The following is a 12,070-nucleotide window of genomic DNA, read 5'->3' as shown; positions in this document are numbered from 1 at the left end:
TCTGAACCTGACCGCTGTAGTCCTGACGTTTGTCCAGGTTGCTTTGGCGATCCAAGTTATTTTGATTGTCCTGAAAAATCTGGGGATTGCTCGATAAAAGGTTAGTGAGTGCGGGAGCGTGTCATATCCTATCCGGCAGCACCGTTTGTGTGCTGAGGAGGGGCGGGTTTATTCATATTCTGCTCTGTGCCAGAAATATCTTGGCTGAACCCGCCCGTACAAAGCTATGGATACAACACCAATGCCAGCGGACATGATATCACTTTTGCGAGTTTCCTGGCGAGCGCATTCCTCACGCAAGGGCAGACTTTCGCTCGCCCGCGCGGGCTAATTATTGTAGAATGCGCTCGTCGCGTCTCTAGACCAGCCCGGATTCAAAAGTTCCCACCGGCACCGGCAACCCCCCCTCCGATTACCGCAACTTCCCCTACAATTAAACCAGAGACTCAAAGGAGGACACAGATCCTGAACACCTCAGACTTACCCCTCATCCCCCCCGCACCGGCGGGCTTCAAATCCGGCTTTATTGGCATCATCGGACGCCCCAACGTCGGGAAATCCACCCTGATGAACCAACTCGTAGGGCAAAAAATTGCCATCACCTCGCCCGTCGCCCAAACCACCCGCAACCGGCTGCGCGGTATCCTCACCACCCCCGACGCCCAGCTGATTTTCGTCGATACCCCCGGCATCCACAAACCCCACCACCAGCTGGGAAAAATCCTCGTACAAAACGCCCAAATTGCCATCCAATCCGTCGATGTGGTGCTGTTTGTCGCCGACGCTTCCGCACCCGCCGGCGGGGGAGATCGCTACATTGCCGACCTCCTCAGCGAAGTCGAAACGCCCGTCATCCTCGGACTGAACAAAATCGACCAGCAACCCTCCGATTCCCAGCGCCTCGATCTCAGCTATCGCGAACTCGCCGCCCCCCACAACTGGACAGCCGTAAAATTCTCCGCCCTCACCGGCACCGGACTTGACACCCTGCAAACATTGCTGACTGACCGGCTCGAACCCGGACCCTACTACTATCCCCCCGATTTAGTCACCGACCAACCCGAACGGTTCATCATGGGCGAACTGATTCGCGAGCAAATTCTCCTGCTCACCCGCGAAGAAGTCCCCCACTCCGTAGCCGTCACCATTGACCAAGTAGAAGAAACACCGGCCATTACTCGCGTTTTAGCCACCATCTGCGTTGAGCGCGACTCCCAAAAAGGCATTATCATTGGCAAAGCCGGCAGCATGCTCAAGCAGATTGGCACCGCAGCCCGCGAGCAAATGCAAAAATTAATCGCCGGCAAAGTCTATCTGGAACTCTTCATCAAAGTGCGACCCAAATGGCGGCAATCCCGCCTTCGCTTGGCAGAATTGGGCTACCGGGTGGAGGAGGAATAATATAGCAGTATTCACTTAGGTTCGGACACGCTCGTCGGAAAGAAACGCCTATCCTAGGAGGTTTCGACGTAGGTACGGCGTTCGCCGGGCCTAACCAATATGACTGCTGCTATATCTATTTTGGATTTTAGATTTTGGACGGCAGATTAGAATCCCAAATCCCCAATCCAAAATCTAAAATTACCGCACCGGCTCCAAAGCAAAGAACGTCTTAAAAATCTCGTTCCCTACCCCATTCAGCTGGAGCTGAAAGTCATCAAGGAATTCATGCAGCCCCCTTTGAATGATTTCGTCAAGGGTCAAATAATCCAGCTCCGAACGCAAGCGACCTAAAGCCCTTTCCACAGAATCTCTCCAGGTTCCTGGAGGCGTCCCCGTAATTTGGTGGAGCGAGTGTTCCGCCCTTGACACGCAAAATCGAATCGCGCGGGGAAACTCCCGATCCAAAATCAGAAACTCCGCCACGCCGGTGGGCGTAATACGGTGCTGGCACTTGCGATACATCTCGTAGGCGCTGGCGGATCTGAGCAAAGCCATCCACTGAATCTCATCCAGCGTCGTGCCCACATCTTTCACCGACGGCAGCAGGATATAATACTTCACATCCAGGATGCGGCTGGTTTTGTCCGCACGCTCCAAAAGACGCCCCACCTGACCGAAATGCCAGCCCTCATTGTGAGTCATTGTAGCATCCATGATGCCGGCAAACAAGTGGCTCGCCAGTTTCACCTGCGTGAAGAATTCGTGCAGCCCCGCTAAAGACTGTGCCGGGTCAGCCTCTTTCACCATCAGATAAAAAGCATTCACTTGCTCCCACATTTCCGAAGAAATAATCTCTCGGATCGAGCGAGCGTTTTCCCGCGCCATCTGCAAGCACGACAGAATTGAGTTGGGATATTTGCTGTCAAAGGTCAGGAACTGAATCGCATTTTCTGCCGTGGCTTGACCGTAGCGCTCTTTAAACCCCGGCAGATCGCCTGTTACTACGAGCAACGGCTCCCACTGCTGGGCGACGCCGGTGGGCGAGTCCAGGATCAGATTCAGATTGGCATCAATAAAGCGGGCAATATTCTCGGCTCGCTCCACATAGCGGTTGAGCCAGTAAATTGAATTAGCAACGCGACTGAGCATAATTTGGTAATAGGTAATGAGCAATCCCCGCGCTCCCTGGATCTGCCTGGGAACGCATACCCAGAGGCTCTGCCTCTTTCCTCTGAAAACACGAAGAAGAGCCTCGTAAGAGCATTCCCAGGCTCCGGCTGGGAACGAGAATGTTAGAGCGTGGGAACCTGATATTTATTGAGTGAGTACCCAAGTGTCCTTGCTGCCTCCGCCTTGAGAGGAATTAACCACCAAAGAGCCTTTTTTCAGCGCCACGCGGGTTAAGCCGCCTGGATTGACGCAGATATCTTTACCATAGAGAATATAAGGGCGCAAGTCTACATGGCAGCCTTCAAAATGGTCGTCTACAATGGTGGGAACCCGCGACAGGCAAAGGGTGGGTTGGGCGATGTAGTTGCGGGGGCTGGCTTGAATCCGCTGGGCAAATTCTTGCCGCTGTTCGGGGGTGGCGTGGGGTCCGACGAGCATCCCGTAGCCGCCGGATTCATTGGCGGCTTTCACCACCAATTTGTCGAGATTCGCCAAAACGTGATCCTGCTGCTTTGGCTCCCAGCACAGATAAGTGGGGACGTTGAGCAAAATTGGGTCTTCGCCGAGATAGTAGCGAATCATCTCAGGCACATAGGCGTAGATGACTTTATCATCTGCCACTCCTGTGCCGAGGGCGTTGGCAATAGCGACACGACCGGCTCGATAGACTTCCATGATGCCGGGAATCCCCAGCTGGGAGTCCGGGCGGAAGACTTTTGGGTCGATGAAGTCGTCATCGATGCGCCGGTAAACCACATCCACTCGCTTGAGCCCTTTGGTGGTGCGCATCTGCAAGTATCCGTCCGCCACGACTAAATCTCGCCCCTCCACTAGCTCTGCTCCCATCTGCTGGGCGAGGAAGGAGTGCTCGAAATAGGCGGAGTTGTAAATGCCTGGGGTGAGAACGACGACGGTGGGGTCGGCTAAATTTGCCGGTGCCAGATTCAGCAAGGTTTCCAGCAGGTGGCTGGGGTATTCGTGCACCGGCTGAATCTCCATTGTGCTAAACACCTGCGGGAAGCTGCTTTTCATCACCCGCCGGTTCTCCAGCACGTAGGACACGCCGGAGGGACAGCGGAGGTTGTCTTCCAGGACGTACCACTGGCCATCTCTGTCGCGCACCAAATCGGTGCCGGTGATGTGACACCAAATCCCACCCGGCGGCTTCAACCCGACGCAGGGTTTGAGAAAGCCCTTCGCCGAGTAGATCAGCTCTCTGGGCACTGCGCCGTCGTCGAGAATTTTCTGCTGGTCGTAGATGTCTGCTATAAACAGGTTCAGCGCGTGAATGCGCTGCTTTAGCCCTCGATCGAGCCACGCCCACTCGCCGGCAGACACGATGCGGGGAATAATGTCAAAGGGAAAGATTCTCTCCGTCCCCTGACTGTCGCCGTAAACGCTGAAGGTCACGCCTAGCTTAAACAGGGCGATTTGTGCCGCCTGCTGCCGCTGCTTGAGTTCCCCCTCACCGAGGGAATTGATTTTTTCTATCAAGGGTATCGCTTCTGGCCTGGGTTGGCCCTTGGCCAAAAACAGCTCATCGTAGAAATCCCCTGGGTCGTATGTATGAAATCGCACTTTTAGCCGTCCGACTTTTTCAACTATAGGAGTAAGTTAACCGCTAAATCTCACCGGCACTCTTCCATTCCTGCGCTGCGCCGTTCCTCAACTGGCCGTGGCGGTTAGCGGTATCCCCTCATTGTAACGGCATTGGCTGCGACTCCCTCTCGGCAGTATAACATTTGTAACATAAGCCGGCCCGGCACTCTCCGCTTTCCCCTACAAGCGTTTCATTCTGTGTAGAATTGATAAGAAGTCGGCTTCCAACTGCTGAGAATTTTTCCCGTTTAGGCGGGGGACGTGGACAAAGACGCACCGGCTGGGCAGCTGCCGGTCGCGCAGGTGCTTGAGAACTGAATAGTACAGCCCCTCACAGACGAATTTGCCTGCTTCGTGGCTGATCTCTGTTGCGGCTAAGTTCTCCACTAAACCTTCAATGTCAGCTGCAGCTTTAATCACCTCGTATCCATTCTTGGCGCGGGACTCTACGGTTAATTTCTCTCGCGATTCCGCCATGCCGCAGCAGATGATAGCGTCAGGTTTCAGGGCGTTGATTTGGGCGAGAACGCGATTTGGGGCTAGCTGGAAATCCACCGGCAGCTTCCGCAAGAATGTCAGGGAATCCCCGGGAAAGTGGTGTTGGGAGATTTTTTCTAATAAATCGTCTGATGAGTTAGACTTGTGGTGGGGGAGCCAGGTGTCAAAGGATGTGAGCAGGATTTTTCTAGTCATGGGTTTGTTAATGGCTAGTTGTTAATCGGGAGCATCCCTCTTTTTTATGGTAGACTGCTGTTACCTGGGTTTGTGGGGAATGCCGGTGTTTGTTGGAGGGTTTGCTTTGGGTGATTGCCGGCTGGCTGAAAGTAGGGGCGGGTTTACAGATATCCTTTGCCACCCGCAGATAGGTTGGATAAACCCGCCCCTTCTGCCGGGAAATCCCTGGCAATCAGTGCCTTGTTAAAATTTGCAAAATATTATATCACTTCCTTTGCCTGATGTCAAGCCCCTGAGATCGCGCCGGGTGCCGGTGCCGGTGCCGGTGCCGGTGCCGGGTGCCAGAGGAGATTGCAGATGACTCCGACCGGCTCAATCTGCAATCTGCGATCGCAAGTAGCGGCGACTGCCACACTTTCGCCGAGGCTATCTCAGAAACCCGGTTTCTAGCTTTCGGCGGGGGGCAAGAAACCGGGTTTCTGAATCAGGATTTCGGGTTAGATGCCAAGGCTGTCTCAGAAAGCCGGTTTCTGGGGTTTCTAGCTTTCGGCGGGGGGAAAGAAACCGGGTTTCTGGATTCGTCAAGCACGCCAGCGCAGCACCCGTTCTTTCACCGGATTTACAAAAGAGCGCCCCTCCGCCGCAGCGCGGGCAAATTCCGCCTTCAACTGATAATACCAGCGAGCTTGCACGTCGGCATCGTCGATTAACATCAAAGTGGGATTGTATTGCAAACCCAGCTGCTGCTTGATGACAACCTCGCGATCTTGATTGAGAAAAGCTCGCGCGAACGGCTGTAAGAAAGGCGCGAGCGCTGTTATCCACGGCACTGTCCAATAACCTAGAAACGTGACTTCTGTTTCCGTTTCCGAAATCGGCGTCACCGCCGTCAAATTGCAAATTGCGTGGGCGCTTGTCGTAATCGTTTCGATGCGAACTCCGGGCAGGCGAAACGATATTTCTACTTCGGGCACCCCGCCAATCAGCCAATAACCGTAACCCATATTTTCCAGCTTTTGCCGCTGCATTGTAAACCCGTATGGCGAGGGGACAAACTGCTTGACTTCCTCAAAATATTTCCCACCGGAACGCCACCACCAAGCGCGATGTACGAAAGGCGAATGCGCCGGGTCCATCAAACCCACGACAGCATGATCCAGAAAGCACGGAAACCGCATCACCTCTACCAACTGATAGGGTTTATCTTTAAAATACGGAACCGTTGGGATTTCCATTGCGGGCGGTTCGGTTTGGGCTGAATTGCCTTCTGCCATGTAAATCCAAATATTTCCCTGAACTTCGCGAACGGGATATTGCATGACGCGCAAGCGACTGAAGTCCAGCGTTTGCCCTTCCACGAGGGAGGGAATAGCCGTGCAGCGCCCGCTAGTGTCAAAGCGCCAACCGTGGTAACAGCATTCGACTTCGTTTCCATCGAAGCGCCCACAACTGAGTGGGATGCCCCGATGCGGGCAGATATCGCGCAGGGCAAATACTTCGCCGCTGCCACTGCGGGCTAAGAGTATGGGTTCGCCGAGAAAGGTTTTTGCCACCATCGTTCCTGGTTTGAGGTAGCCAGCCGGTAGGGCATAATACCACACGTTGCGCAAAAAAAAGTTTTTCTTTTCTATCACAGTGGTTCTTTTTTTTGAGATTTTCGGTTAATAATAGTAGCGCGTCTAAATGATTCGCACAAGTAAGGGATGGGGTGTGGCATAAAGAAACCGGGTTTCTTTCTGGCTTCGGGCGAGGATAGAGAAACCGGGTTTCTGAATCAAGATTTCGGGTTAGATGCCAATGCTGTCGCAGAAACCCGGTTTCTGGGGTTCGGCGGGGGGCAAGAAACCGGGTTTCTCAATCAAGATTTCGGGTTAGATGCCAATGCTGTCGCAGAAACCCGGTTTCTGGGGTTCGGCGGGGGGCAAGAAACCGGGTTTCTCAATCAAGATTTCGGGTTAGATGCCAATGCTGTCGCAGAAACCCGGTTTCTGGGGTTCGGCGGGGGGCAAGAAACCGGGTTTCCATTAATTCCACTTCCCCCAAGAGAAGCGACTTTTACCAATATTCTGGCGACATTAATGAGTCACAACACTTCGCTAAACCTTGAACCTTTAATAAACAGCCCTGCTTTAACTCCAATGCCATCCACGCTTCTGGATACTCAAGTTCGTATGGGGCGGCAATAGAATGGCCTAATTTGAACCCTATACGTCCGTAATAACTTGGGGATCCATATACAAAGACTGCATCAACTCCCTGCGATTTTAGGATATTTAAGCCATGAGTGATGAGTTGAGTCCCTAAGCCCTGTCGTTGAAAGTTTTTAGACACAGCTAGGGGCGCAAGGATATAGACAGATAGGTGTTCAACCCCTTCGATTTTCAATGAACTGAAAATAACGTGACCTACAATTTCATCTTGTTGTTCTACAACCAGCGAGAGCAATGGCTGCGCTGATTCATCTTTCAATATGTCACAAGCAAGTTGAGCAACAATAGGGCCTTCGGGCTCACCAAATGCGTTCTTGTGCGAGGCATGAATAGCGCCTAAATCAGAAATTATTGATTCTCTAATGTTCATGTTTTTTCCCAACTGCTAACGCCCTGTTAAGGGGCAACCAACGCGACACACTGAACTCAAACAAGGCACCGTAACCCCAAAACTCAAATGGAACTGGGAATGCCACACGTTCGGTTTCTATTAATTCTACTTCCCCGAAAGGAAGCGACTGTCGAGCAGCTGACAGAATTGAAACCCTGTCTCGCAGTGTTTCCATTAATTCCACTCCCCCGAAGGGAAGCGACTCAGCACTGCGCCAGCGATGGGTATTGAACCTATATCAGTAACCAACAGTAGTTTATATTCTGGGTAGCTTTGGTGGTTCCGGATTGCTCTCATTTGGATACAACCATTCTAACATTTCTCCTTCTGTCATACTTAAATCAAAGAGGACAACAGATTTTGTGCGCTCAGATGAATAATAGAGAGCTGGCACATCTGGTTTGGGATTGCATGTATAAATTTTAAATTCTCTATTTTCATCTTTTTTGACTGCCCCAAGATACTGGTTGCCTACTAGACCTAGGGGATGAAATCCTGTTAATATTACAGCTGTGGGTAGAAGCATCTCAGCTCCAAATCGTTTTACGCCTTGAACAGTAATATAGTTAAACCTAACCTGAACAGTTTCCCCTATCCACCGATGTCCTGGTCTATCTTTAGTCCATACAGTATGTTGTACTCCATAAACTACAATTGCTCTAGCTTTAGGTTGTCCGGCTTCCATACCTATTCTCTCAACAATTTCGTCAGCCAATCTAGTAAACACCTTTGGTGGTGAAATCTTTCCATTAATTCCACTCCCCCGAAGGGAAGCGACACAAAAAGCTTAACGTCGAGTAAAATCTGTACGATGTTTCAATTAATTCCACTTCCCCGAAGGGAAGCGACCCCTCCATCTTACACCCTTACAGCACCGGCTGTCTAGAGGCGGTTTGCGGGGGGGGCTGAGTTTGTACTAACAAAACTCGCTCCAGCCCCCTCCGAAATCGCTGAAACCCGCTTCAGGAGCGAGAGCGAGGGGATCTGCGACAGAATCAGCTTTTCACGATTTTGCCGGCCCCCTCGCAGAAGAACAGCCGAAACAAAAAATGCCGGCAGCCTGCTGGCCCAAGGCGCGTGCCAGTCGGTCAACCATGCCGGCACACAGGTTTGTAGTTGGGCTAATGCCCTACCGGTTCGTAGTTGGGCTAATGCCCCACCGGTTCGTAGTTGGGCTAATGCCCCACCCGTGCGCCAATCGTGCCGGTGAAGTTCAATGTTCGATCTCTGAGCTCCATCATTCGAGCTCTGAGCTCCATCATTCGAGCTCTGAGCTCCATCGTTCGAGCTCTGAGCTCCATCGTTCGAGCTCCGAGGTCCATCGTTCGAGCTCCGAGGTCCATCAGTCGAGCTCCGAGGTCCATCAGTCGAGCTCCGAGGTCCATCAGTCGAGCTCCGAGGTCCATCAGTCGAGCTCCGAGGTCCATCGTTCGAGCTCCGAACTCCATCCTTGGGTACAAACGCCTTTTGTCACCCAACTAGGAATCCAGCAACCGCCCCACCGGCACCCCACCGGCACTCCCACCGGCACCCAAACCCCTCCCCGCAATCCCCAACCGAGCCTTTTCCAACCCACCACTCCCTTAATTAACAAACACCGGCAATTGAAACCGCAACTGATCAGACAAAACCCGTCTCCCGTGCCTTTCCCCCTCCAAAAAACCGTTTCTAGTTGGGCTAATGCCCCACCGTTTCTAGTTGGGCTAATGCCCTACCGTTTGTAGTTGGGCTTTAGCCCCACCGGTGCGCCAAGCTGGCAACCGGTGCTTTACAAGCCGCCAACTCCATGATAATATTATAGGCGAATTCATTGAGTTTATACTCCTTGCCGGTGGGATATCGCTCAAGAAATTCCATAGAGGGAGGCAGAGCCTCCAAATAGGCGTTCCCAGCCTGAGGCTGGGAACGAGTAAAACGAGGAAAAATCCGCGCAATTTTTGAGAGTATCGCTCTTGTATTAGCCCGCGAAGGCGGGCTTCGTTTGTATAGCCGCGATTTCCAATCGCCCGGAACCTAGCAACCCAGCCAGAACAAAAACAATTTTAAAACGCGCATGTTTTGACAGTTCCCCTCTCCTCTTAGCCCACCGGCACGCTTCGTTTGCCGCAGGAACTAGAGCCAGGAACCTAGCAATACGGTGGGAGGAGGCGGAGCCTCCCGGCGAGCCTTCCCAGCCTGAGGCTGGGAACGAGGAATATGCAACCCCCCATATGTAATAATAAAACAAAATAGCAAAAACTTCAAGGGAGAGAGAGCAAACCAGTGCCAACCATCGCAATAGTAGATTACGATATGGGCAACCTGCACTCCGTCTGCAAAGGATTGGAGAATGCCGGTGCGACGCCAAAAATAACAGACGTGCCGGCGGAAATCCACCAGGCGGATGCCGTAGTTTTGCCGGGAGTGGGAGCCTTTGACCCCGCAATGCAACACCTGCGCGAGCGCAACTTAATCGAACCCGTCAAAGAAGCGATCGCATCCGGGAAACCCTTTCTCGGCATCTGCCTCGGCTTGCAAATCCTCTTTGACAGCAGCGAAGAAGGCAGCGAACCGGGTTTGGGCGTGATTGCCGGTGCGGTGCGCCGGTTCAAACCCGAACCCGGACTCACCATTCCCCACATGGGATGGAACCGGCTGGACTTCACCCAGCCCGACATCCCCCTGTGGGGGGATTTACCCCCAACTCCCTGGGTGTATTTCGTCCATTCCTACTACGTAGACCCGATTAACCCCGAAGTTCGCGCCGCCACTGTCACCCACGGCAGCCAAACCGTAACCGCTGCCATCGCCCGCGACAACCTGATGGCCGTCCAGTTCCACCCAGAAAAATCCTCCACCACCGGCCTGCAAATCCTGGCCAACTTCGTCAACCGAGTCCGCATGCCGGTTTTGGCCGGTTGATTATACCTTTTGGGGACAGGCGGGAGGCCGGTCCTACGCCTTGATTGCTCCCCCTCCCCGCCGGCGGGGAGGGGGTTGGGGGGTGGGGTTCTTCCGGCACCCGCCGGCACACAGTGCTCAGAAATTTTGAAGATTCTTTGCGGCTTCTCAGACGAGCATTAGAATGTAACGGAACGTAAAGTAGGCCGAAAGTTAAAAACTTTCACCCCCATTCCTCCATGAGCCTGAGAATCTACGGCAACCGGCAGCTGAAAACCTTACCCGGTTTGGACACCCGCCCCACACCGGCGCGGGTGCGAGAGGCGGTATTCAATATTTGGCAGGGGAAAATCGCCGGCTGCCGGTGGCTGGACTTGTGCGCCGGCACCGGTGCGATGGGCGCAGAAGCCCTGTGTCGCGGCGCTGCAGCCGTTGTGGGAATCGAGCAATCTGGAGCCGCCTGCGCCATCATCCGGCAGAACTGGCAGCGCGTCGCCACCCCCGAGCAAACATTCCAAGTCGTGCGGGGGGATGTCGTCGGGCGACTGAAACCCCTTGCCGGTGAGCAATTTGACCTAATTTACTTCGACCCGCCCTACGCCAGCAACCTCTACGAGCCGGTGCTAGAAGCGATTGCCGGGGGCCAACTCCTCGCACCCGAAGGCGAACTCGCCGCCGAACACAGTCGGGACCGGCAGGTCCCCGAAACCATTCCCCCCCTAGAAACGTGCCGGCAGAAAGTCTACGGCAACACAGCCTTAACCTTCTACCGGCTTGCCAGCTAAGGGGGGGATTTTGGATTTTGGATGCAAGGATTTTGGATTGGGGATTGGGGGTGGGGGATTGGGGGTGGCGGCGGGACTGGGGGCATTGGCTTTTCCCCAACCCCTAAACCCTAACCCCTAAGCCCTAACCCCTAAACCCTAACTACAGACCGAGCTGATTGCCGCGCCGGTACTGCTGGTACGCAGCAAAAAACAGGCCCGCCAGGGTGACGAAAACCAGACCCAGCACAATCCCTGAAAGCAGAGGCTCTACCATTTTATGACTCCTTGTGTCTCGCGCAATAAGTTAAGGTTTTTTTCCCATTTCTCATACTACTAGCTCTGGAGTCATAAAAAAGAGCCTCCCACATCTCCAGGGATGAACAGCCGCACCCCCACCGGGGGGGCTTCCGGGCCACCCCAACCTCCAGACCGGCGCTTTGCCCACACGACCTGGCACTTTTAAGCTATGTTAATAATCGAAAAACTTTTTGTTCATCTTTCTTTAACTAGAGACGTTTTGGACAACCAACTGGCCAAACCCGAACAGCAAAATCTGCTCCTGCAGTTGGCCTTAGTGGCGCTGGCAGCTTTTCTGGCCATGCTGCTGGTACTTGCCGGCGTCTACCAGTTTCAGATATCCGACCCTTATATCAAAAGCGTTTTATCCCTCACCGGCGATCCGGTGCAAGGATACGCCATCTTTCAAATGAACTGCGCCGGCTGTCACGGCGTGGAAGGGCACGGGCGAGTTGGGCCAAGCCTGGAGAGCATCTCCCAGCACAAATCCCGAATTAGCCTCATCCATCAAGTCACCAGTGGCGAAACCCCCCCCATGCCCCAGTTCCAGCCCAACCCGCAAGAAATGGCCGATCTGCTCAAGTATTTGGAAAAGCTATAGGTTGGGCGTGGGGATGCGTGGATTTTGGATGCGTGGATTTTGGATGCGTGGATTGGGCATGGGGCATAGGGCATGGGGCATCGGGATTGTCTTATAA

Annotated in this window: 14 protein-coding genes (1 of these 14 running past the window's edge); 5 read left to right on the top strand and 9 right to left on the bottom strand. The window is 53.5% G+C overall.

Annotation, left to right across the window (positions count from 1 at the left end; translation table 11 throughout):
* On the top strand, positions 1 to 97 hold the final stretch of the coding sequence (locus tag OSC10802_RS44140) for a MarC family protein (RefSeq protein ID WP_017716436.1). 536 nt of this gene lie to the left of the window's left edge; only the last 97 of its 633 coding nucleotides appear in the window; its start codon lies off the left edge, out of view; it ends in the stop codon at positions 95 to 97.
* A gap of 368 nt (positions 98 to 465) precedes the next feature.
* Positions 466 to 1,401, top strand: coding sequence for a GTPase Era (gene era / locus OSC10802_RS0108895; protein ID WP_369797114.1), 936 nt, complete (start codon positions 466 to 468; stop codon positions 1,399 to 1,401).
* A 180-nt stretch (positions 1,402 to 1,581) separates the two neighbouring features.
* Here the strand turns inward: era and OSC10802_RS0108890 are convergent, their stop codons facing one another.
* The 8 genes from OSC10802_RS0108890 to OSC10802_RS55510 form a co-directional block, all read right to left on the bottom strand.
* Positions 1,582 to 2,532: an alpha-E domain-containing protein gene (locus OSC10802_RS0108890; protein WP_026098312.1), complete on the bottom strand. Its 951-nt coding sequence runs from the start codon at positions 2,530 to 2,532 to the stop codon at positions 1,582 to 1,584.
* Between the two features lie 165 nt (positions 2,533 to 2,697).
* Positions 2,698 to 4,131, bottom strand: a complete 1,434-nt coding sequence (locus tag OSC10802_RS0108885) for a circularly permuted type 2 ATP-grasp protein (RefSeq protein ID WP_017716433.1) — start codon at positions 4,129 to 4,131, stop codon at positions 2,698 to 2,700.
* A gap of 201 nt (positions 4,132 to 4,332) precedes the next feature.
* Positions 4,333 to 4,845, bottom strand: a complete 513-nt coding sequence (locus OSC10802_RS0108880) for a pyroglutamyl-peptidase I family protein (RefSeq protein ID WP_017716432.1) — start codon at positions 4,843 to 4,845, stop codon at positions 4,333 to 4,335.
* Positions 4,846 to 5,111: 266 nt separating this feature from the next.
* Positions 5,112 to 5,240 carry a hypothetical protein gene (locus tag OSC10802_RS55515; RefSeq protein ID WP_255349127.1) on the bottom strand — a complete coding sequence of 43 codons (129 nt, stop codon included), beginning with the start codon at positions 5,238 to 5,240 and terminating at the stop codon, positions 5,112 to 5,114.
* Positions 5,241 to 5,408: 168 nt separating this feature from the next.
* Positions 5,409 to 6,461 (bottom strand): Rieske 2Fe-2S domain-containing protein, encoded by a 1,053-nt coding sequence (locus tag OSC10802_RS0108875; protein WP_017716431.1) that lies wholly within the window; start codon positions 6,459 to 6,461, stop codon positions 5,409 to 5,411.
* Positions 6,462 to 6,882: 421 nt separating this feature from the next.
* The gene (locus tag OSC10802_RS46055) at positions 6,883 to 7,407 is read right to left on the bottom strand and encodes a GNAT family N-acetyltransferase (protein WP_071593292.1); all 525 of its coding nucleotides are present in this window, start codon (positions 7,405 to 7,407) and stop codon (positions 6,883 to 6,885) included.
* 277 nt (positions 7,408 to 7,684) lie between these two features.
* A complete protein-coding gene (locus OSC10802_RS49255; protein WP_155967470.1) occupies positions 7,685 to 8,143 on the bottom strand; it encodes a hypothetical protein in 459 nt (152 codons plus the stop codon).
* A gap of 1,016 nt (positions 8,144 to 9,159) precedes the next feature.
* Positions 9,160 to 9,285, bottom strand: a complete 126-nt coding sequence (locus OSC10802_RS55510; RefSeq protein WP_017716427.1) for a hypothetical protein — start codon at positions 9,283 to 9,285, stop codon at positions 9,160 to 9,162.
* Positions 9,286 to 9,690: 405 nt separating this feature from the next.
* Between OSC10802_RS55510 and hisH the strand changes: the two genes are divergently transcribed.
* The gene (gene hisH / locus OSC10802_RS0108850; protein ID WP_026098311.1) at positions 9,691 to 10,329 is read left to right on the top strand and encodes an imidazole glycerol phosphate synthase subunit HisH; all 639 of its coding nucleotides are present in this window, start codon (positions 9,691 to 9,693) and stop codon (positions 10,327 to 10,329) included.
* A gap of 218 nt (positions 10,330 to 10,547) precedes the next feature.
* A complete protein-coding gene (gene rsmD, locus OSC10802_RS0108845) occupies positions 10,548 to 11,093 on the top strand; it encodes a 16S rRNA (guanine(966)-N(2))-methyltransferase RsmD (RefSeq protein ID WP_017716425.1) in 546 nt (181 codons plus the stop codon).
* Positions 11,094 to 11,235: 142 nt separating this feature from the next.
* On the opposite strand, the gene petG is transcribed toward rsmD, so the two are convergent.
* Positions 11,236 to 11,349 carry a cytochrome b6-f complex subunit V gene (gene petG, locus OSC10802_RS0108840; RefSeq protein WP_017716424.1) on the bottom strand — a complete coding sequence of 38 codons (114 nt, stop codon included), beginning with the start codon at positions 11,347 to 11,349 and terminating at the stop codon, positions 11,236 to 11,238.
* Between the two features lie 243 nt (positions 11,350 to 11,592).
* Here petG and OSC10802_RS0108835 point away from each other — a divergent pair, with 243 nt between their 5' ends.
* Positions 11,593 to 11,973 (top strand): c-type cytochrome, encoded by a 381-nt coding sequence (locus tag OSC10802_RS0108835; protein WP_026098310.1) that lies wholly within the window; start codon positions 11,593 to 11,595, stop codon positions 11,971 to 11,973.
* The last annotated feature ends 97 nt before the right edge of the window (positions 11,974 to 12,070 follow it).

The organism is Kamptonema formosum PCC 10802 (assembly GCF_000332335.1).
Taxonomy (GTDB): Bacteria; Cyanobacteriota; Cyanobacteriia; order Cyanobacteriales; family Oscillatoriaceae; genus Oscillatoria.
This window is presented reverse-complemented; position numbering and strand designations above follow the sequence as displayed.